17 protein-coding genes and 4 pseudogenes are annotated in these 21,084 nt (G+C 43.8%); 16 read left to right on the forward strand and 5 right to left on the reverse strand.

Annotation, left to right across the window (positions count from 1 at the left end; translation table 11 throughout):
• Positions 1-191: 191 nt before the first annotated feature.
• Positions 192-1,868, forward strand: a complete 1,677-nt coding sequence (gene recN / locus AB5170_RS17470; protein WP_227200048.1) for a DNA repair protein RecN — start codon at positions 192-194, stop codon at positions 1,866-1,868.
• A gap of 30 nt (positions 1,869-1,898) precedes the next feature.
• Here the strand turns inward: recN and AB5170_RS17475 are convergent.
• Positions 1,899-2,120 (reverse strand): annotated as a pseudogene (locus AB5170_RS17475) (DUF6783 domain-containing protein).
• On the opposite strand from AB5170_RS17475, the pseudogene AB5170_RS17480 reads away from it, so the two are divergent.
• Positions 2,058-2,297 (forward strand): annotated as a pseudogene (locus tag AB5170_RS17480) (DUF6783 domain-containing protein); the annotation flags it as partial. The pseudogenes AB5170_RS17475 and AB5170_RS17480 sit on opposite strands and share 63 nt — an antisense overlap.
• Here AB5170_RS17480 and AB5170_RS17485 read toward each other — a convergent pair.
• Positions 2,210-3,598, reverse strand: a pseudogene (locus AB5170_RS17485) (SpoIVB peptidase S55 domain-containing protein); the annotation flags it as partial. The pseudogenes AB5170_RS17480 and AB5170_RS17485 sit on opposite strands and share 88 nt — an antisense overlap.
• Here AB5170_RS17485 and AB5170_RS17490 point away from each other — a divergent pair.
• From AB5170_RS17490 to AB5170_RS17530, 9 genes are all read left to right on the forward strand, one after another.
• The gene (locus AB5170_RS17490) at positions 3,515-3,688 is read left to right on the forward strand and encodes a DUF6783 domain-containing protein (RefSeq protein ID WP_368361798.1); all 174 of its coding nucleotides are present in this window, start codon (positions 3,515-3,517) and stop codon (positions 3,686-3,688) included. The pseudogene AB5170_RS17485 and the gene AB5170_RS17490 sit on opposite strands and share 84 nt — an antisense overlap.
• Positions 3,689-4,203: 515 nt before the next feature.
• On the forward strand, positions 4,204-5,010 hold the full coding sequence (gene spo0A / locus AB5170_RS17495; protein ID WP_148462517.1) for a sporulation transcription factor Spo0A: 807 nt from the start codon (positions 4,204-4,206) through the stop codon (positions 5,008-5,010).
• Between the two features lie 91 nt (positions 5,011-5,101).
• Entirely contained in the window at positions 5,102-6,547 is a 1,446-nt protein-coding gene (gene glgA / locus AB5170_RS17500) for a glycogen synthase GlgA (protein WP_148462516.1), read from the forward strand.
• A 394-nt stretch (positions 6,548-6,941) separates the two neighbouring features.
• Positions 6,942-7,127 (forward strand): hypothetical protein, encoded by a 186-nt coding sequence (locus tag AB5170_RS17505; RefSeq protein WP_148462515.1) that lies wholly within the window; start codon positions 6,942-6,944, stop codon positions 7,125-7,127.
• A gap of 12 nt (positions 7,128-7,139) precedes the next feature.
• Positions 7,140-7,388 (forward strand): spore coat protein, encoded by a 249-nt coding sequence (locus tag AB5170_RS17510; RefSeq protein WP_118580993.1) that lies wholly within the window; start codon positions 7,140-7,142, stop codon positions 7,386-7,388.
• 655 nt (positions 7,389-8,043) lie between these two features.
• Positions 8,044-9,120, forward strand: a complete 1,077-nt coding sequence (gene recA / locus AB5170_RS17515) for a recombinase RecA (RefSeq protein ID WP_148462514.1) — start codon at positions 8,044-8,046, stop codon at positions 9,118-9,120.
• Positions 9,121-9,123: 3 nt separating this feature from the next.
• Complete coding sequence (locus AB5170_RS17520; protein ID WP_148462513.1) at positions 9,124-9,612, forward strand: regulatory protein RecX; 489 nt, start codon at positions 9,124-9,126, stop codon at positions 9,610-9,612.
• A gap of 151 nt (positions 9,613-9,763) precedes the next feature.
• Positions 9,764-11,320 carry a ribonuclease Y gene (rny, locus tag AB5170_RS17525; protein WP_148462512.1) on the forward strand — a complete coding sequence of 519 codons (1,557 nt, stop codon included), beginning with the start codon at positions 9,764-9,766 and terminating at the stop codon, positions 11,318-11,320.
• A gap of 216 nt (positions 11,321-11,536) precedes the next feature.
• On the forward strand, positions 11,537-12,139 hold the full coding sequence (locus AB5170_RS17530; protein WP_173773253.1) for a stage II sporulation protein M: 603 nt from the start codon (positions 11,537-11,539) through the stop codon (positions 12,137-12,139).
• A gap of 126 nt (positions 12,140-12,265) precedes the next feature.
• Here AB5170_RS17530 and AB5170_RS17535 read toward each other — a convergent pair whose 3' ends face one another.
• The gene (locus AB5170_RS17535) at positions 12,266-12,424 is read right to left on the reverse strand and encodes a DUF6783 domain-containing protein (protein WP_368072541.1); all 159 of its coding nucleotides are present in this window, start codon (positions 12,422-12,424) and stop codon (positions 12,266-12,268) included.
• Here AB5170_RS17535 and AB5170_RS17540 point away from each other — a divergent pair.
• A pseudogene (locus AB5170_RS17540) lies at positions 12,383-12,496 on the forward strand (DUF6783 domain-containing protein); the annotation flags it as partial. The gene AB5170_RS17535 and the pseudogene AB5170_RS17540 sit on opposite strands and share 42 nt — an antisense overlap.
• 24 nt (positions 12,497-12,520) lie before the next feature.
• Positions 12,521-13,402, forward strand: coding sequence for a site-specific tyrosine recombinase XerD (gene xerD / locus AB5170_RS17545; RefSeq protein ID WP_173718393.1), 882 nt, complete (start codon positions 12,521-12,523; stop codon positions 13,400-13,402).
• A 394-nt stretch (positions 13,403-13,796) separates the two neighbouring features.
• Here the strand turns inward: xerD and AB5170_RS17550 are convergent, their stop codons facing one another.
• Positions 13,797-14,828 carry a 3-deoxy-7-phosphoheptulonate synthase gene (locus AB5170_RS17550; protein WP_118580970.1) on the reverse strand — a complete coding sequence of 344 codons (1,032 nt, stop codon included), beginning with the start codon at positions 14,826-14,828 and terminating at the stop codon, positions 13,797-13,799.
• 96 nt (positions 14,829-14,924) lie between these two features.
• Positions 14,925-16,361: an MATE family efflux transporter gene (locus AB5170_RS17555; RefSeq protein ID WP_368361632.1), complete on the reverse strand. Its 1,437-nt coding sequence runs from the start codon at positions 16,359-16,361 to the stop codon at positions 14,925-14,927.
• 203 nt (positions 16,362-16,564) lie between these two features.
• Here AB5170_RS17555 and nifS point away from each other — a divergent pair, with 203 nt between their 5' ends.
• From nifS to AB5170_RS17570, 3 genes are all read left to right on the forward strand, one after another.
• Positions 16,565-17,746 (forward strand): cysteine desulfurase NifS, encoded by a 1,182-nt coding sequence (gene nifS / locus AB5170_RS17560; protein ID WP_118580964.1) that lies wholly within the window; start codon positions 16,565-16,567, stop codon positions 17,744-17,746.
• A gap of 185 nt (positions 17,747-17,931) precedes the next feature.
• A complete protein-coding gene (gene nifU / locus AB5170_RS17565) occupies positions 17,932-18,378 on the forward strand; it encodes a Fe-S cluster assembly scaffold protein NifU (protein ID WP_118580961.1) in 447 nt (148 codons plus the stop codon).
• A gap of 297 nt (positions 18,379-18,675) precedes the next feature.
• The coding region (locus AB5170_RS17570) for a cation-translocating P-type ATPase (protein ID WP_368365118.1) at positions 18,676-21,084 on the forward strand (2,409 nt) is incomplete at its 3' end.

Raw genomic sequence — 21,084 nt, forward strand, 5'->3', positions numbered from 1 at the left:
GCTGACTGAGAACATAAAGTGGATCGGGCAGGGATTTCCTGCTCGATTGTTGCTATCTGAAGGCATGTGTTGCTTTGAAGCATATCGCTGCCTGACATTACATATGGGCAATTAGGCCTGTTTATAAGAGTATGAGAAAAGAGTAAGGAGTTACTGTCCATTGGGAATACAGTAACGTAAGGAGGTCAACCTTGTTAGTACATTTACACGTAAAAAACCTTGCACTCATAGATGAAATAGAAGTGGAATTCGGACCCGGGCTGAATATCCTCACCGGTGAGACTGGTGCCGGTAAGTCCATTCTTCTCGGTTCCATGCAGCTGATCCTGGGAGGAAAGACGTCCAGAAGCATGATCAGGGAAAATGCGCCCTATGCACTGGTAGAGCTTTTATTCCAGGTTGAAAATACGAAAGCAAAAGAGGCACTTGCTGCACTTGATATTTATCCAGAGGACGGACAGATCCTCATGTCAAGAAAAATCATGGACGGCAGGAGCATTAATAAGATAAATGGGGAGACAAGCACTGTCAGCCAGATGAAGGCTGCTGCAGCCTGTCTTCTTGACATTCACGGGCAGCATGAGCACCAGTCCCTTCTCTATGAGGAGAAACAGCTGGAAATCCTGGATGCTTACGGCCGTGAAAAAATCTTTCCGGAAAAAGAGAAGGTGAAAGCTGCCTATCAGGAATATAAGAAATGTCAGGCAGAACTGAAATCTCTGGATATGGATGAAGAGCAGAAGAATCGTGAAATGGCTTTTCTGGAATTTGAGATCAATGAGATTGAGAAAGCATCTCTGGTTCCAGGAGAAGACGAAGAATTGGAAAAGCAGTATCGAAAGCTTTCCAATGGACGCAGAATTATCGATTCCCTACAAAGTGCCCATGCCCTTACCGGATATGACGGACAGGGAGCCGGGGAAGCAGTGGGAGAGGCTCTTCGGGAGCTTTCCAGAGTGACAGAGTACGATGAACAGCTGGAATCCCTTTCCCAGACCTTAAGCGAAGTGGACGGACTTCTCAATGATTTTAACAGGGAGCTGTCCTCCTATATGGATGACATGACTTTTGATGAGTCCGTATTTTATGAGACAGAGCACCGCCTGGATCTGCTCAATGGTCTGAAAGCCAAATACGGTCAGCGTATCGAAGAAATCCAGGAATACCAGAAAAAACAGCAGGAAAAGCTGAACAAACTTCAGAAGTATGAAGAAATTTTCGAGGCTGCCAGGGAAGAACTGAAAAAGGCAGAGAAACAGCTGGAAACAGCCTGCAGCCGTCTTTCGGAAATTCGTAAAGAATACAGCCATCAGCTGGAGGAAAAGGTAATTCAGGGATTAAAAGACTTAAATTTTCTGGATGTACAGTTTGCCATCACGTTTTCCAGAAGAAGCAGTTTTACAGAGAATGGTTATGATGAAATTCAGTATGAAATTTCCACAAATCCGGGAGAAAGTCTGAAGCCCCTTGGTAAAATCGTATCCGGCGGTGAGCTTTCCAGAATTATGCTTGCCCTGAAGGCAATCCTGGCAGATCGTGACCAGATCGAAACACTGATTTTCGATGAAATAGATACGGGAATCAGCGGACGCACTGCTCAGAAGGTTTCTGAGAAAATGGCAGTGATCGGGCATCATCATCAGGTGCTCTGCATTACCCATCTTCCCCAGATCGCAGCCATGGCAGATTCCCATTTTGAGATCGAGAAGCAGGTTGAAGGCACCAAGACCACCACTCAGATTCATCCCCTTGATGAAGAAGCCTCCATCCGCGAACTGGCCCGTCTTCTTGGGGGTGCCCAGATCACTGGCGCTGTGCTGGAAAATGCAAGGGAGATGAAAAAACTGGCCAGGGAGTGCAAGGCATAATTCCTTTTTGTAGATTGAGAAAATGAGTTTTCAAACATGTAAGTTGAAATCCTCTGTGAGACAGGCTCCTGTCTGACAGGGGATTTCTGAATATATCAGAAGCTTTTTCAGGCAGGCTCCGGAGCGAGTCTGAAAAATCATTCCCGCAATCTGCACGCCCCACTTTGCGGTATATTTTGCCCGAATTCAGTTGCCGTAGTCCGCTACGGCGCCCTCATCCGGGCAAAATCTCCCACAAATTGTGACGCACATCTTGCAGAAAGCCTTTTTCAGACACGCTCCAGCATGTTTTCAATAAAAATTCCATACCCACTTGCCGCATCCTGGACAAAAACGTGGGTTACCGCACCGATTACTTTTCCATTTTGCAGGATGGGACTGCCTGACATGCCCTGGACAATGCCGCCGGTGGTGTTAAGAAGCCGCTGATCGGTGATATGGATGATGAAACTTTTGTTAGTGTCCTCGTGGTTCATGTCGATTCTGGTGATTTCTGCATCGTATTCTTTTACTCCATTACCTACATCACACAGAATGGAAGCCGGACCGGTCTGTACTTCCTGTTTGTAGCCGATTTTCATCTGGCGGAGGGAAATTGGCAGAGAATCATTTCCGGAAAAACTGTCTGCAAAATCCCAGAAAGAAGTTTTGGACTGGTTAAAGCTTTCAGAAGCATTGACCGTATCATCTGAAGCAGAAGCTGCGGCCTGGAGCTCTGTAATATTATTGCCAGAACTGTTGGTGAAACTGCCGTAAATTCCATTTGAACTATTTACACGAATCTGTCCGATCACATTGTCATTTCTGTAACGGATCAGCCCGGAAAGTTCTCCGGGACTTCCTTTTTCCCCTTTTTGCACTCCGAGAATCTGGGCACAGTAAAGATTTCCTCCCTTTATTGACAAAAGATTTCCTGTGTCGATATCGCTGATTCCATGGCCAAGAGCACCGAAATTTCCGTCTTTTGTTACATAGGTAAGGGTTCCGATTCCCTGGGTGTCATCCCGGACCCAGATTCCAAGCTTGTACTTTCCGGAAGCATCCTGTGCCGGGGAGAGAGAGACCGGAATGGTACTGTTATTTCTTCGCACGCTTACCGTAACAGGCTTTCCATCAATAGTTTCCAGATCGTTAATTAAATCCTGCTTGCAGGATATTTTCTGCTCATTTAGTGCAACAATATAATCGCCAGGCTTTAAAATATTTTTTGCCGGATCCTGCATCTGTCCATTTTCAGAAAGGATTTCTCCGGTGTCGATCACAAGAACTCCGTCTGTTTCCATGTAAATCCCCACTGTGCTGCCGCTGACCAGAATGGTGTCTGCCTCTGTTGGTTTCACTTTAATATTCTTGAAAGCTATTTTTCCAAAAAGCCTGCAAGGCAGCTGGTAGCTTCCTTCCCCGGAAGCAGTGATTGTATCTCCGAAAGATACAAAAGGAAGATTGGAAATCTGGGAAAGGTCAAGTCCTGAATTTTTGTCAATGTGTATTTCATCCGGAATTTTCCGGTCCAGATAACGATATCCCAGAAATACCATTGCCAGAAGGTCAAGGACAAGACAGAGCAGGATAAAATGTTTGTATTTTCGTTTCTGGTACATGTTTTCACATCCTTTTCTTTTGTTTTTCACTGTGCTAGAGCGTGTTTGAAAAAGGCTTTCTGCAAGATGTGCGTCACAATTTGTGGGAGATTTCGCCCGGATGAGGGCGCCGTAGCGGGCTACGGCAACCGAATTCGGGTGAAATATACCGCAAAGTGGGGCGTGCAGATTGCGGGAATGATTTTTCAAACACACTCTAGTACAGTAAATATTAAGTAACCGCCATATTGACTTGTCTGATTTTTCATATCCTGCGTCAATATAGCAGAAACTTAATTTTCACTGTACTAGTATGGAGAAAAATCATGATTTCACTCTTGTATTTTTATGAACCTGTTCCATATCTTTCAATCATAAAACTTGAAAAAAATAAACTGTGTTAAATTGAGAGTCGGTGTAAAACGCTGTCTTAATATAAAAATTTCCTCAGAAAAAATGAAATTATTGTCGCTAAAAGACGCAAAAAAACTCGAAACTAATCGAACGAAAATGCAGTAAAAACGGCAGTTTCGGCTTGATTTCCCCATGGCAGTTCCACTATAATAGACGTTGTTACAGCAAAGGAAAATTTTTCTGAAAAATGTGCAAGAGCAAACAGGGCCCTGCTGTTTTGTACAGGTGATAGGAAGATATTGGGAAGAAAAACGCGTTTGGTTCCTGATATCAGAAATATAGCAACTTTCCGGCTGTGGATTGCCGGAGAATTTTCAAAATAGTAGAAGGAGAATGGCCTCATGGAAAAATTGAATGTGGCAATTGCGGACGATAATGAGAAAATGGTGGAGGTACTGAGTAAGATCATTGATCAGGACGAAGACCTGAAACTGGTTGGAAAAGCACATAATGGAGAAGAAATCTGTAACATCATAAAGGAAAAACAGCCTGACGTGGTTGTACTGGATATTATCATGCCAAAAGTTGACGGACTTTCAGTGATGGAGCGCTTCAGTCACGATGAAAATTTGAAAAAAGTGCCGTCATTTATTGTGGTTTCGGCAGTGGGACAGGAGCGGATCACAGAGGACGCTTTTGATCTTGGAGCAGATTATTTTATGCTGAAGCCTTTTGACAACAAAATGCTGCTGAACCGGATCAAACACATCCGCCGGGCGGGAGAGAGACGCGCCAGGGAAATGAACCGTCCAAGACAAAAGGAAGAGGAAAATACTTACAATCCAGGAAATCTGGAAACGGATGTGACAGATATTATACATGAAATCGGAGTACCTGCACATATTAAAGGTTATCAGTATCTGCGGGATGCCATTATTTTATCCGTAAATGACATGGAAATGCTGAATTCTATTACAAAAATTTTATACCCAACCATAGCCAAACGCCATCAGACAACGCCAAGCCGCGTGGAGCGGGCTATCCGCCATGCCATTGAAGTTGCATGGAGCCGTGGAAAAATGGATACCATTGACCAGCTGTTTGGCTATACAGTGAGCAATGGGAAAGGAAAACCTACCAATTCCGAGTTTATTGCACTGATTGCTGACAAAATCAGACTGGAATATAAAAATCGTTCTTTCCAATGAGCCGAATTTGGGGTATAATAAAAGACAAAAGCAGGTTACTGGCATTAAGTGGCAGTAACGTTATTTGCTATTACTAAGGAGGGTTTTTTGGATGAAAAGAATTCTTTTTGCAACATCAGAGGCAGTGCCTTTCATTAAGACCGGAGGATTGGCTGATGTAGCCGGCTCACTGCCGAAATGCTTTGATAAACGTTATTTTGATATTCGCGTGATCTTACCGAAATATGCCTGCATGAAGCAGGAATGGAAAGATAAAATGGAATATGTCACACACTTCTACATGGATCTTGGATATAAGAACTGTTATGTAGGTATTCTTCAGATGGAGTATGATGGCATTAAGTTCTACTTTATAGATAATGAGTATTATTTCAGTGGACCGAAGCCATATGACAGTGCTCCGTGGGACCTGGAGAAATTTGCATTCTTCTCCAAGGCAGTGCTTTCCGTACTTCCGGTAATCGATTTCCGTCCGGACATTATTCACTGCCATGACTGGCAGACTGGTCTTGTTCCTGTTTATCTGCACGACAGCTTCCAGCAGAATCAGTTCTTCTGGGGAATTAAGACCATCATGACCATACATAACCTGAAATTCCAGGGTGTATATGATGTGAAGACGATCAAGGAGCTTACAGGACTTTCCGATTACTACTTTACACCGGATAAGCTGGAAGCATACAAGGATGGCAACTTCCTGAAGGGTGGTATTGTATTTGCAGATGCTGTTACTACAGTAAGTAATACATATGCAGATGAGATCAAGACACCGTTCTATGGCGAAGGTCTGGACGGACTGCTCCGTGCACGCTCCAATAGTCTGCGTGGTATTGTAAATGGTATTGATTATAATGATTTTAATCCGGAGACAGATATTAATCTGTCAGCTCGTTATAATGCTACCACTTTCCGTAAGGAGAAGGTTAAGAATAAAATCCAGCTACAGAAAGATTTAGGACTTGAGCAGGATCCGAAGGCTATGATGATCGGTATTGTTTCCCGTCTGACAGATCAGAAGGGATTTGACCTGATCGCTTATATCATGGACGAGCTTTGTCAGGATAGTGTACAGATTGTAGCTCTTGGCACAGGAGATGAGCGCTATGAGAATATGTTCCGTCACTTTGACTGGAAATATCATGGCAAGGTTTCTGCACAGATTTATTACGATGAGAGCATGTCTCACAGAATCTATGCAGCTTCTGATGCATTTCTGATGCCGTCATTGTTTGAGCCATGCGGTCTGAGCCAGCTGATGAGCCTTCGTTATGGTACTCTTCCAATCGTCAGAGAGACAGGTGGTCTGAAGGATACGGTAGAGCCTTACAATGAATTCGAAGGAACAGGAACTGGATTTTCATTCAGCAATTACAATGCACATGAGATGCTTTCCACGATCCGCTATGCAGAGCGCATTTACTATGACAAGAAGCGCGAATGGAATAAGATGGTAGACCGGGCTATGGCAAAGGATTTCTCATGGAGTAATTCCGCACGCCAGTATGAAGAGATGTACAACTGGCTGATCGGGGAATAAGGATTCTGTAAGAAATATGCCATTTAAAGTACGGATATAGATATATATGGTACATAATATATACGGTACATAATAAGATGAAATTCGGACATACTACTTTCTGTAAAGTGTCCGCCTCAGGATACAGGAGAGATTAATTTTCTCCTGTATTTTGTATATATGGACATTTGAAGGCTGTCGAAAACAAAGGTTCCATACTGTTGGTTTTCGCTACAGAAATATTTTAGTTACTGTTCACTGGTAACATTCCGCGAGGTGTTTTTTGTGAACGTAGTTCACAGAAAACCCGAGAAGTGCGGCGCGAAATCATGCAAATGCATGATTTCTGTGCATCGCGAAGCGCGTTGCTGTGAACGGAGTGAACAGTAACATATTTTAACAGGAGGCAGGTTATATGAACCAAATTTCAGAACTGGATCTACAGAATTTACGTCACCTGATCGGCGGATTTGACACCACCCATTGTAAAATGGAGGAGTATGCAAGTAAGGCTACAGATGCCCAGGTAAAACAGTTTTTCCAGAAGTCTGCCCAGTCGGCAGTGGACTGCAAAAATCAGCTTATGCAGTATTTACAGTAGGAGGTGCCGCAGATGAATGAAAAAGTGATGGTAGCAGATACCCTTGCCGGAATTAACGGTGAACTGACCCGTTATGGGGAGATGATCCCTCAGACAGAGAATCCTCAGCTGAAACAAACCTTAAAACAGATGAGAAATCAGTGCGAGATGTCCCAGGAGGAGATTTACCAGATTGCCCGTGCAAGAGGCTATTATGTGCCGGCAGCTCAGGCAACAAGGGAAGAAGTGGATCATGTCAGAAGCGTGCTTAGCCAGGGATAAGAGGGGCTAGTGTTACTGGTCACGGAGTGAACAGTAATGGGATAGTAAATAACATCCGGGTTGCAGGAAATAATTCTTGTAATTCCGGATGTTTTGCTATATAGTAGAATTACTGACAGGAAAACGACAATATAAAAGTCGTATACGATTCATTTCAAAATTTACCGGAGTTTTGTCTGTCTCCGGGTATACAAGAATTTCACACCCGTATTCCGGGATGATTCCACCGGTGAAAATAACTTTACAGTTCGTTTGGCTTAACATGAAAAATAAAATTTTTATATGGCGAGTAGGGGCTTGACAAGTGAACTGATTTAAGATAGTATGTACTACAGAGAAACGAACATAGGTTCGTATTTGCGCAAGCAAGAAGATCCTGGCTGCTGTTCACTGGTAACGTTCCGCGAGGTGTTTTTGTGAACAAAGTTCACAGAAAACCCGAGAATTGCGGCGCGAAATCATGCTTTGCATGATTTCTGTGCATCGCGAAGCGCGTTACTGTGAACGGAGTGAACAGTAACAGATCCTGGCTGCTGTTCACGGATAAGGTTCTGCCAGGTGCCTTTTGTGAATGGTAACAGGTTATACAGTCCGGTTAATGATTACAGAAATTACTACGGACTTGTCTGATTATTAAGAATAGGAGATCGGAATAATGATAAATGAAGAGAAGAAGAAAGCGCTGGAAGCGGCTCTTGGACATATTGAGAAGCAATATGGCAAGGGCTCTGTAATGAAACTGGGTGAGTCCAGTGCCAATATGCAGGTGGAGACTGTTCCTACCGGTTCCTTGAGCCTTGACATTGCACTTGGGGTAGGCGGTGTGCCGAAGGGACGTATTATAGAAATCTACGGACCAGAGTCCAGTGGTAAGACCACTGTTGCATTACATATGGTAGCCGAGGTTCAGAAAAGAGGCGGAATTGCCGGTTTTATCGATGCCGAGCATGCTCTTGACCCTGTATATGCGAAGAACATCGGCGTAGATATTGATAATCTTTACATTTCCCAGCCGGATAATGGTGAGCAGGCTCTGGAGATTACAGAGACCATGGTTCGTTCCGGTGCAGTTGACATTATCATCGTGGATTCCGTTGCAGCTCTGGTTCCCAAGGCAGAGATTGATGGTGACATGGGAGACAGTCATGTAGGTTTGCAGGCACGTCTGATGTCACAGGCACTTCGTAAGCTGACCGCTATTATCAGTAAGTCTAACTGCGTTGTGATCTTTATCAACCAGCTCCGTGAGAAGGTTGGTGTTATGTTTGGTAACCCGGAGACAACTACTGGTGGACGTGCCCTTAAGTTCTATTCATCCATACGTCTTGATGTACGCCGTGTAGAGACATTGAAGCAGGGCGGCGAGATGGTTGGAAACCATACCAGGATCAAGGTTGTTAAGAATAAGGTTGCTCCGCCATTTAAGCAGGCTGAGTTTGATATTATGTTTGGTACCGGCATCTCCAAGGAAGGGGATATCCTTGATCTTGCTGCTGAGAATTCTATTGTGAATAAGAGCGGTGCATGGTATGCATACGAAGGAAATAAGATCGGCCAGGGACGAGAGAATGCCAAGCTGTTCCTGAAAGAGCATCCGGACATTTGCGATGAGATTGAACGCAAGGTTCGTATCCATTATCACCTTCTTCCAGGTGAGGAGGAAGAGCAGCAGGATGTGAAGCAAGATGAAACTACACCAGAATCTGACGCTCCGGCAGCAGAAGAGGAATAAAATATGGCGGTTACACCTGAAGAGCAAAAGAATGCCAGAAGAAAGGCAATGCTTCTTCTGGAGCATATGGACCGTACAGAGAAAGGCCTGTCTGACCGGCTGCGTCAGGCAGGCTTTTCAGCAGAAGCCACAGAGGATGCCATGAACTATGTGCGTTCCTATGGGTATCTGAACGATCACCGCTATGCCATGAATTATATTTCCTTCCGCATGGGTACCAAGAGCCGTCAGAAGATTCTCCAGGAGCTTTCCGGGAAAGGAATTGACCGCGAGACTGCCCTTGCAGCCTGGGAAGAGGCAGCAGAGATTGAAGAGCCAGATGAACTGGCCATTCTCCGCGTTGCAGTAGAGAAGAAGTGCCAGCCAGATACTGTTCTGGATGAAAAAGGAATGCGCAGACTGCAGGGATTTCTTCAGCGAAGAGGCTTTTCCTATGGGGATATATCCCATGTACTTGAAGAGATGAATATTACCTGTGAGAGGAATTTTTAACAAAATTCAGCTGTTTAGTACTTTCACAGGAACCCTTGACGAAATATAAATTTCATTTTTGTGTAGAAAAACTTGACATAATTCTAAAAAAAAGATAAACTTGTATTGTTGTGATTGCACAATGAAAACTAAATATTGAGGAGGTGCTCCTGTGACAACAATTATTGTTGCAGTTGTCGCTGTAGTAGCCACTCTACTGATTGCAGTTCCTATTACTAGTAAAGTTTCTGTGGATAACAAAGTTAAGAAAGACGCAGAAACGATTGGGTCAGCTGAAGAAAAGGCCAGAGGCATCATTGATGAAGCCTTAAAAACGGCCGAAACAAAGAAACGTGAAACTTTATTGGAAGTAAAGGAAGAATCTCTCCGTACAAAGAATGAACTGGAGAAGGAAACCAAGGAACGTAGAAACGAACTGCAGAAATATGAGAAGCGTGTCTTATCGAAGGAAGAAACCGTTGATAAGAAAGCTGAAGCAGTTGAGAAGCGCGAGGCAGAGTGCACAGCGAGATTTGCTGAATTGCAGAAGAAAGAAAAGAGAGTAGATGAACTCGAGCTGAAAGGAGTACAGGAACTGGAACGTGTTTCCGGTCTGACCTCCGAACAGGCAAAAGAAGAATTGCTCAGATCTGTGGAAGACGATGTTAAAGTTGATGTTGCCAGACTTTACAAGGAACTTGAGAGCCAGGCGAAGGAAGAAGCAGGAAAGAAAGCCAAGGAATATGTGGTAAATGCCATTCAGAAATGTGCGGTAGACCATGTTGCCGAGACTACTATTTCCGTAGTGCAGCTTCCAAGCGATGAGATGAAGGGACGTATTATCGGACGTGAGGGACGTAATATTCGTACTATGGAGACCCTGACAGGTGTAGACCTTATCATTGATGATACTCCTGAGGCAGTAGTTCTCTCATCATTTGATCCTATCAGACGTGAAGTGGCAAGAGTAGCACTTGAGAAACTGATCGTAGATGGACGTATCCATCCGGCCAGAATCGAGGAAATGGTTGAGAAGGCACAGAAAGAAGTTGAAACTCAGATCCGCGAGGATGGCGAGAATGCAGCTATGGACGTTGGAGTTCATGGTATTCACCCAGAGCTTCTGAAACTTCTTGGACGTATGAAATTCCGTTCAAGTTATGGACAGAATGCACTGAAGCATTCTATTGAGGTAGCCCAGCTTTCCGGTCTGCTTGCCGGTGAAATTGGTGTAGACGTGCGCATGGCGAAACGTGCCGGTCTGCTTCATGATATCGGTAAATCTATTGACCATGAAGTTGAGGGATCCCATATTGAGATTGGTGTAAACCTTTGTAAGAAATATAAGGAAACACCTATTGTGATCAATGCAGTAGCAGCACATCACGGTGATGTGGAACCAGAGAGTCTTATTGCTTGTATCGTGCAGGCAGCAGATGCAATTTCCGCAGCACGTCCAGGTGCCAGAAGAGAGACACTGGAGACTTATACCAACAGGCTGAAGCAGCTTGAGGATATTACCAATCAGTTCAAGGGGGTTGAGAAATCCTTTGCAATCCAGGCTGGTAGAGAAATCCGTGTTATGGTAGTTCCTGAGCATGTGAATGATTCTGAGATGGTACTTCTCGCAAGAGATATAGCGAAGCAGATTGAGGCTGAGCTTGAGTATCCGGGTCAGATCAAAGTCAATGTGATCCGCGAGAGCAGAGCTGTTGATTATGCCAAATAATCGGAGTTAATTTACATTAAGAAATATTAAGAAACCGCTTCCGCATTTTTCATACTATATGAAGGATGCGGAGGCGGTTTTTATTTGTGAAAGTCTCGGACGGCAGCCATGAACGAGCCATGCTTGCATGAGCTGATTCATGGAAAATCAAGAAGAATTTTTTTATGTAATTCATAATCAAATCATCGCTTGCGTACAATGGTACAGGGTGAATATATGGAAAATTTACTCAGTATCAAAAAGAAAAGTTTTTTTCCAGGACTGACTTTGCTGCTTGCAGGATTTCTTGCAGGAATGCTGATCCCGAACTTTATATACCGCTTTTCCTGGAAGCAGCAGGCATTTTCCGCAGTGTACCTTTTGGAAACCTATGGGAAAACAGAAGCGGGAGGAATCGATTATCTTTTGCAGATTCTCTGGATGCGCGGCGGGATTTTTTTCCTTTCTCTAATCTGTGGTTTTACTGTATTTGGAGTCCCTATGGCAATTATGGCGATGCTTTTTACCGGGATTGGGCTGGGAATCGTATTTTCCATGTCTATTTTGCAGTTCGGACTTACCGGAGGCGCAGTTGCCGTAGCACTTCTTTTTCCGCATTATCTGATCTATCTGCCATTATGGGATTCGGTGTATCAGATGGTCTACAGGGAATCTATGGGAATCTGGCGCAATCATGGAATTTTTCCACAGAAAGTAAGCGCTTATCTCCTGAAAGTGCTCTTATATACAGCTTTATACGGTGTGGGAATTCTTTTGGAATGGCGTGTAAATCCATGGATTTTAAACAAAATTCTGGATTTTTCGAAATTTTTTGAATGAGAATAATATGAAAAATACAAGATATAGTATTGGTTACCATAAAAGCGACGCTATTTTGTAAAATGGGCAAAAAAAGCTTGTTTTTATACGATTTTTGGCCGAAAAAAAGGTTTGATTTTATGTCAATTACAAAGTATAATACAAATACATTTTAAGATCAGTTATTGTGGGGAGGTAGCCCGTTCCTGCAATAAAGCGTGAAAGAGCAAATGCAATGGACAATAGGAATTCCGGGCGAAATCTCCCACAAATTGTGACGCACATCTTACAGAAAGCCTTTTTCAAACACGCTCCAGAATCTTTTTCAAACATGGTCTAAAGCAGTATGATCATGGGCTATATGAAATGAATTTATAACAAAAGAGACAGGAAGTAAACAATATGGAACAGGAAATACGCGAGTTTATTGAATACTTACATAATACGAAAAAAACATCCCAGAATACAGAGGTTTCCTATCAGCGTGATCTGAACAAGATGGCTGCATACCTGGAAATGAAGGGAATTATGAAAGCGGAAGATGTCCGTGAATTTGATCTTATGGGATACATGGATTATATGGAGAAAGAGAACTTCGCGTCATCCACTATTTCAAGAAGTGTTGCTTCCATGCGTGCTTTTTTTCAACACATGTTTGCACTTAGGAAGATGGAAGAGAACCCCACAGATAATCTGAAATCTCCAAAGGTAGAGAAGAAGCTTCCGGAGATTCTCAGTATTCAGGAAGTTGACGATCTTTTGAAGCAGCCAGATCTGACTACGCCTAAGGGAATTCGGGATAAGGCTATGTTAGAGCTTTTATATGCCACTGGTATGCGTGTCAGCGAACTGATCCATCTGGAGACCACAGATGTAAACCTTCAGCTTGGCTATGTGGTTTGCCAGGAGAATAAAGAGCGTATCATCCCGATTGGAAATGTAAGCAAGGAAGCGTTGAATCTTTATCTTGAAGAGGGACGTAAGGTATTTGTGAAAGATGATTCAGAGCATGCGCTGTTCACAAATTGCTCCGGTAAGGCCATGAGCCGTCAGGGATTCTGGAAAATGCTGAAAGGCTATGCCCAGGAGGCTGGAATTCACAGAGATATTACGCCACATACATTGAGACATTCTTTTGCAGTACATATGCTGCAGAATGGAGCAGACATCCGAAGCGTCCAGGAAATGCTGGGACATTCCGATATTTCTACGACTCAGGTATATTTAAGCATGAATATTAACCGGATGCGAGATGTGTATATGAAAGCACATCCAAGACATTGAGAAGATCGAATAAGATGATAACTGTCCATGGGAGAGACCTGTGGGCAGTTTTTTATGTAATAGGAAATTCCGTTGGAATTTCCTATTACATAAAAAGCCCTACCGGGCAGGATCGCACTGCGGCGGAAAGGTAGTTGTCGCTCGAGGCGACCCGCCGCAGGCGGAGAATCCTGCAAGCAGGATTCTTTTTTATGTAATGAAAATTCTGCAAAGTAAGATTCTTTCTTGTATTATAAAAATGTTTGACCGAAAATTCTATCGAAAGATATTAGAGCGTGTCTGAAAAATCTCCCGCATTCCGAAATCAGAATACAGGAGATAAATAAATTTTATTTCTGAAAATATACCGCAAAGTGGGGCGTGCAGATTGCGGGAATGATTTTTCAAACAGGCGCTAGCACATCTCAGCGATTGTATAAAGCAGCTTCTCAGATTCTTCCCATCCAAGACAAGCATCTGTAATGGATTTACCATATACATGGTTTGGTCCGATCTTCTGATTGCCTGGCTCAATGTAGCTCTCGATCATAAGACCCTTTACCAGCCCACGAACATCAGAATCAACCTGACGGCTGTGAAGAACTTCTTTGGCAATACGGATCTGCTGCTCATACTGCTTGTTGGAGTTGGAATGGTTGGTATCCACGATGGTAGCCATATTCTTCAGGTTCTTAGCGGAATATTTCTCGAAAAGAAGACGAAGATCTTCGTAATGGTAATTAGGAATAGCCTCTCCGTGTTTGTTTACAGCACCACGAAGAATGGTATGTGTCAACTCATTCCCTGTAGTTTCAACTTCCCATCCCCTGTAGATAAATGTATGGCTGCCCTGAGCTGCAACAACAGAGTTCAGCATAACACTGAAGTCACCACTTGTAGGATTCTTCATTCCCGCCGGAACATCCATACCGCTGACAGTGAGACGGTGCTGCTGATCCTCAACAGAACGTGCTCCTACAGCAACATAGGAAAGCAGATCGGAAAGGTAACGCCAGTTCTCTGGGTAAAGCATCTCGTCCGCACAGGTAAATCCGCTCTCTTCAATAGCACGGATGTGCATTTTTCGGATGGCAACAAGACCGGCAAGCATATTAGGTTTTTTCTCCGGATCTGGCTGGTGAACCATTCCTTTATAACCCTCTCCGGTAGTACGAGGTTTATTTGTATAAACACGAGGAATGATTAAAACTTTATCCGCGATCTTGTCCTGAACTTTGCGAAGTCTCAGCAGATAGTCGCATACAGCATCTTCATTATCTGCAGAACAGGGACCAATGATTGCAAGAAATTTATCGGATTTTCCAGTGAATACGTCACGGATTTCCTGATCACGTTTCTCTTTCAGTGCCTTGATCTTTGCATCAATGGGATATTGGTTGCGGATCTCGTCGGGGGTTGGAAGCTTTTTGATGAATTCAAATCCCATGGTATTTTCTCCTTTTATCGGCAAAATTTATTTTCGATTCAATATTATAGACTATGATGGAAAAAATGTCGATAGGCAAATTGCGGGAATGATTTTTCAAACATGCTCCAGTCTGTTTAGATAAATGAAATGAAGCAAGGTAAGAATCAGTTGGGAAAGGAGCATTCCGTAAAAATATCCACGGATTCCAAGCACAGGAATAGAAAAGAAAACAAATCCAATTCGGATACACACTCCTGCAATATTGTGAAAAAGGCAAGCATCCGGGCGCCCGAGACCGTTCAGAATACTTTCCAGTGCAGTATTTGTATAAAGAAAAGGGCAGATAAAAGCCAACGTCCTTATGTAAATCCCCGCAGTTTCACTGTGAAAAAGAAAATTTCCCAGTGATTTTCCGAAAACAAAGAAAAAGGATGTACAGAAGCCTCCGAAGAAAAAGCAGTTTTCGCAGGTACGGCGGATCACATGACGGATTTTTTTCTCATGACCGAGGGCCTGTAAACCAGCCACAGAAGGCATCAGCATAACAGAGGCAGAATTTGTCAGTGTCGCCGGGAAAAGAATCAGCGGCAGCGCCATTCCGGTAAAAATTCCGTACACAGACAGGGAATCAGTCCGATTTATTCCAGCCAGAAGCAGTCTTTGGGGAATAAGAACCATTTCGATGCCAGAGAGTAAGGTAAGCAGCAGCCGGTTGACAGAGTGGGGAACTGCAATCTGGGCGATTTCTTTTATAAGAGCATTTATGGAAGTGGCAGTATTGTTTTTGACAGAAGCTGGTTGTATATGTGAAATATATTTTACAGCAGAAGGTGAATTTCTGTGAGTGCCTTTGCACATACAGAAAAATACTCGTAAAATACGTCGAAGCAGTCCGGTGACTGGTTTGTAATTTTCCCTGGAAAAATCCAGTCCAAGCGCCAGCATACATGCTACAGTGGCTGTAAGTTCACTGAAAAGTGCACCTCCGGCTGCTATTACAGGGGTAATCTCTTTTTTCTGGGAAATCAGAATCAGGTAGATCACGTAAGTGCTGCCGATCCGGGAAGTCTGCTCAAGAAGCAGGATAAAAGCTGGAATTCCAGTCGTTTTTCTGGCATAATAAAAGCTGTTTACGCATGAATGCAAGGCTGAAAAAGGAAAACTAAAGGCAAGAATACGAAGCAGAACCGCAGTACGCGGCTCTTTTAACAAGGCAGAAGCCACAAAATCTGCATTCCAATAGACCAGAAAAGATAAAAGTCCGCAAAGTGCCATCGAAAGAAATGTTCCAAGAAGCAACGCATCTCTGGAATCTTTTTCTTTTCCAAGGGCAGTGAAAGAGGCACACAGCCTGGAAATAGCAGCCTGAATGCCCATACAGCAGGCTGCCAGTACGATTGCGTGAACCGGAAGCGTAAGCTGGTAAATTCCAACTCCCTGTGCACCAATAGTATGAGATAAGAATATTCTATAGAAGAAACCCATCAGGCGGCTGACAAGGCCGGTAAGAGTAAGAATCAGGGTTCCTTTGATAAAAAGTTTGTCAGACATAAGAATCCGCCTATCCTCTTCATCCTTTTAGTTAGTTTATGCTGTAAATGTGCCTTGACAGAACTGTTATTATCTGGTAAAGTGGGATAGAAATCCAAGCGAAATACTAGGAAATAGAAAAGTACCTAAGGAGATAGATGAAATAACCCTTTCCCGGGAGTCTTTCATATCGAATTGATACCAATAAACCAGGAGGAAGAAAAATGGGAAAAATGATATATCTGGATAATGCGGCTACTACCAAGACCGCTCCGGAAGTAGTAGAAGCAATGCTTCCTTATTTTACCGAAATGTATGGAAATCCATCCAGCATTTACGACTTCGCATCCAAGAGCAAAGAAGGCGTCAGCAAGGCAAGAGGCCAGATCGCAGATGCACTTGGTGCCAAGAAAGAAGAAATCTATTTCACAGCTGGCGGTTCAGAGTCTGATAACTGGGCACTGAAAGCCACCTTTGAAGCATATAAATCCAAAGGAAACCACATCATCACAACCAAAATCGAGCATCATGCAATCCTTCACACCTGCGAATATCTTGAGAAAGAGCGCGGAGCGAAGATCACATATCTTGATGTAGATGAGAATGGTATTGTGAAGCTTGACGAGCTTGAGAAAGCTATTACACCAGAGACGATTCTGATTTCTGTTATGTTTGCGAACAATGAGATCGGATCTATCCAGCCGATCAGGGAAATCGGTGCAATTGCCAAAGAGCATGGCATCCTTTTCCACACAGATGCAGTACAGGCTTTTGGACAGGTGCCGATCAATGTAGATGAGTTAGGAATTGATATGCTCAGCTCCAGTGGACATAAGCTGAATGGACCGAAGGGAATCGGTTTCCTTTACATCCGCAAGGGTGTTAAGATACGTTCCTTTGTACATGGTGGAGCGCAGGAGAGAAAGCGCCGCGCAGGTACAGAGAATGTTCCTGGAATCGTAGGTTACGGCGTTGCTGCAGATCGTGCAGTCCGCACTATGAAAGAACGTACAGACAAAGAGATTCAGGTAAGAGATCATTTCATTGAAAGAATCCTGAAAGAGATTCCGTATGTGAAATTAAATGGTGACCGCACCAAACGTCTTCCAAATAACGTAAATGTAAGCTTCCAGTTCATCGAAGGAGAGTCCATGCTGCTCATGCTTGACAATTATGGCATCTGTGCATCCAGCGGTTCCGCCTGCACATCAGGCTCCCTGGATCCGTCCCATGTACTTCTGGCTATCGGACTCCCACATGAGATTGCGCATGGTTCCCTGCGTATGACCTTAAGCGAGGAGACTACCATGGAAGATGCTGATTTTGTAGTAGATAAGCTGAAAGAAATCGTAGCTTACCTGAGATCAATGTCTCCATTATATGAAGATTTTATAAAAAAACAGTAACTGTTCAGTACCTTCACAGTTACACGCTTCGCGATGCACAGAAATCATGCTTTGCATGATTTCGCGCCGACATTCTCGGGCTTTCTGTGAACTACGTTCACAAAAAACACCTCGCGGAATAGTGCCTGCTGAATAGTTAAAAAAATAAAAAATTTGATTAAAACACTTGCCAGGAGGAAAAAAAGATGTATAGTGAGAAAGTAATGGATCATTTCCAGCATCCACGTAATGTTGGAGAAATAGAGAATGCAAGCGGTGTCGGTACAGTAGGAAATGCCAAATGCGGCGATATTATGAGAATTTTCCTGGATATCGATGATGAGACACATATTATCAGAGACTGCAAATTCAAAACCTTTGGCTGCGGTGCTGCAGTTGCAACCAGCAGCATGGCTACTGAGATGGTAAAAGGTAAGACCATCGAGGAAGCTATGAAGCTTACCAACAAGGCTGTTATGGAGGCTCTTGATGGACTTCCGCCAGTGAAAGTACACTGTTCTCTTCTTGCAGAGGAGGCTGTACATGCTGCACTGTGGGATTACGCACAGAAGCATCACATTGAGATCGAAGGTCTGAAGAAACCGAAGTCTGACATCCATGAGGGTGAAGAGGCAGAGGAAGAAGAGTATTAATAGTTACTGCGAACTGCAGTAATTATGAGGTGTCGTCATCGATACAAAAGAATAATATTTTTTACAGGAAACCGAATCCTTAAGCAGATTTATTTCGTTACAGATAAATAGGTGGTAAAGATGAGGCAGACCGTAAAGAGAATTCATCAGGGCGGATGTTATCATCTGCCCTGAATTTGTTGCTGCTTATAATAAAGTTACGCGAAGTATACTTCTGTGAGCAGTAATCTGATTTTTTTAACATGCTCCAGGAAAGAAAAAGAGTAAAAACGAAACATCCTTAAAGAAAACATAAGAATGAAGGAAGTAACGATGACAGGACTGACAAACGAACAGGTACAACAAAGAATTGAAGAGGGGAAAATCAATGCCAATGAGAACCCTAACACAAGAAGCTATAAGCAGATCATAAGGGAGAATGTGCTTACATTTTTCAACTTTCTGAACCTGGCTCTGATGATTATGGTATTGCTGGTTGGCTCCTATAAGAACTCCATGTTCATGGGGATTATTGTGATCAATACGGTGATCGGAATCATCCAGGAAGTGCGTGCGAAAAAGACGCTGGATAAGCTGGCTATCCTTACGGAGAGCAAGGCAGTGGTCTTGCGTGAAGGCAAAAAATGGTCTATCTCCACGGAGAAGCTGGTTCTGGACGATATCCTTTTTCTGAAAACAGGAGATCAGGTGCCTGCAGATGCCAAGGTGCTTGAGGGCAGTATTGAGGTCAATGAATCCCTGCTGACAGGAGAATCTGACAATCTTCAGAAAAATGAAGGGGACGAGCTTTTTTCTGGAAGTTTTGTTACATCCGGAGAGGCCTGCTGTCAGGTTATCCATGTAGGTAAGGACAATTATGCTTCCCAGATCACCAGCGAGGCAAAGGAATTTAAACGTCATAATTCCGAGTTGCGCAACTCTCTGAATGCGATTTTGAAGACCATCAGTGTGATCATAGTTCCTATGGGAATGCTGCTGTTTTATAAGCAGTATTATATTGCTGGAAACGGAATCAGAGATGCAGTAGTTAATATGGTAGCAGCTGTCCTCGGAATGATCCCGGAGGGACTGGTGCTCCTTACCAGCGTGGCGCTGACGCTTGGTGCGCTGACGTTAACCCGTAAGAATACCCTGGTGCAGGAATTGTATTGTATTGAGACTCTGGCGAGAGTGGATACCCTCTGTCTGGATAAAACCGGAACCATCACAGCCGGTACTATGTGCGTGGAACAGGTACAGCCCTATGTGGAAGGGATGGAGATCAAGGCTCCGGAAGCAGAAAATGAGAATATAAGCGAAAGTACAATAAATGGAACAGCGAATCAAGCTCAGAAAGTTCCAGAAATGGCAGCTGCAGAGGCGCAGTCTGAAGTATCCGTGGTTGCGGCACAATTGCAGATAGGAGTTGTTATGGGAACTACTGAACAGCTGTCAGCACAAGATTCACAGGGCAATGTCAATACTGATTTAGCCATCAGCGGCGCCCAGCCAGAATTGACCATGGGTGAGATCGAACGTGTCATGGCAAACATGATGTCCGTTTTAAAGGACAAGAACGCCACCGCAGATGCACTCCACAAACGCTTCTCCAGAAGAACGGACATGCCGGTAGATCATTGCATTCCGTTTTCCTCAGATCGCAAATACAGCGGTGTAGCCTTTAAAACAGAAGGAACTTATCTGATGGGTGCTGCCCAGTTCCTTTTCCCGGATGGAAATGAAAACTTGATCAAGCAGTGTGCTGCTTATGGAAAAGAAGGCTTACGTGTTCTGGTGTTGGCGCATAGCCCAAACCTGAATCGGGAGAATGAGCTTCCGGAAGGGTTAAAGCCGGTTGCGTTATTTATGCTTACTGACATTATCAGGGATAATGCCCCTGAAACCTTGGCATTTTTCAAAGACCAGGGCGTAGATCTGAAAGTGATCTCCGGTGATGATCCTGTGACTGTTTCTGCCATTGCAAAAAAAGCAGGCCTGGAGAATGCAGATAAATATATTGATGCCACCACTATCACCACACCGGAGGATATGGAGCGTGCCGTTGCAGAGTGTTCCGTATTCGGCCGTGTAACTCCGCAGCAGAAGAAAGAGATGGTGCTTGCCCTTCAGAAACAGAAGCATACAGTTGCCATGACCGGTGACGGTGTGAACGATGTTTTGGCACTGAAAGAGGCAGACTGCAGCGTAGTTATGGCAGAGGGAAGCGACGCTGCCAAGAACATTGCAAATGTAGTGCTCATGGATTCCAATTTTGCCGCTATGCCGGAAATTGTGAACCAGGGACGCCGTGTGGTGAACAACATCCGTACCGCAGCCTCCATGTTCCTGATCAAAACTATTTTCTCTGTGCTGCTGTGTCTGATCACTATTTTCTGGGGCGATAGCTATCCGTTTGAGCCAATTCAGATGTCCCTGATCAGTGCCTGCGCAGTGGGTATCCCAACCTTCCTGCTCGCCCAGGAAAACAACTTCAACAAGATTGAGAGTGGTTTTCTGCGTTATGTATTTATGAATGCATTCCCAGCAGCAGTCACCATTACGGGATGTGTATTTACCATTATGCTGGTCTGCCAGAACGTTTACCATAGCAATGTAATGCTGAGTACAGCCTGTTTCCTGGTAACCGGATGGAACTACATGGCAGCTTTGAAGACGGTATACGCGCCTCTAAGCAGGTACAGGAAAATCATTATTTACGGTATGCAG

It is taken from the genome of Ruminococcus sp. RTP21484sp1_RTP21281st1_A8_RTP21281_210402, assembly GCF_040914025.1.
Classification (GTDB): Bacteria; Bacillota; Clostridia; order Lachnospirales; family Lachnospiraceae; genus Blautia_A; species Blautia_A faecis.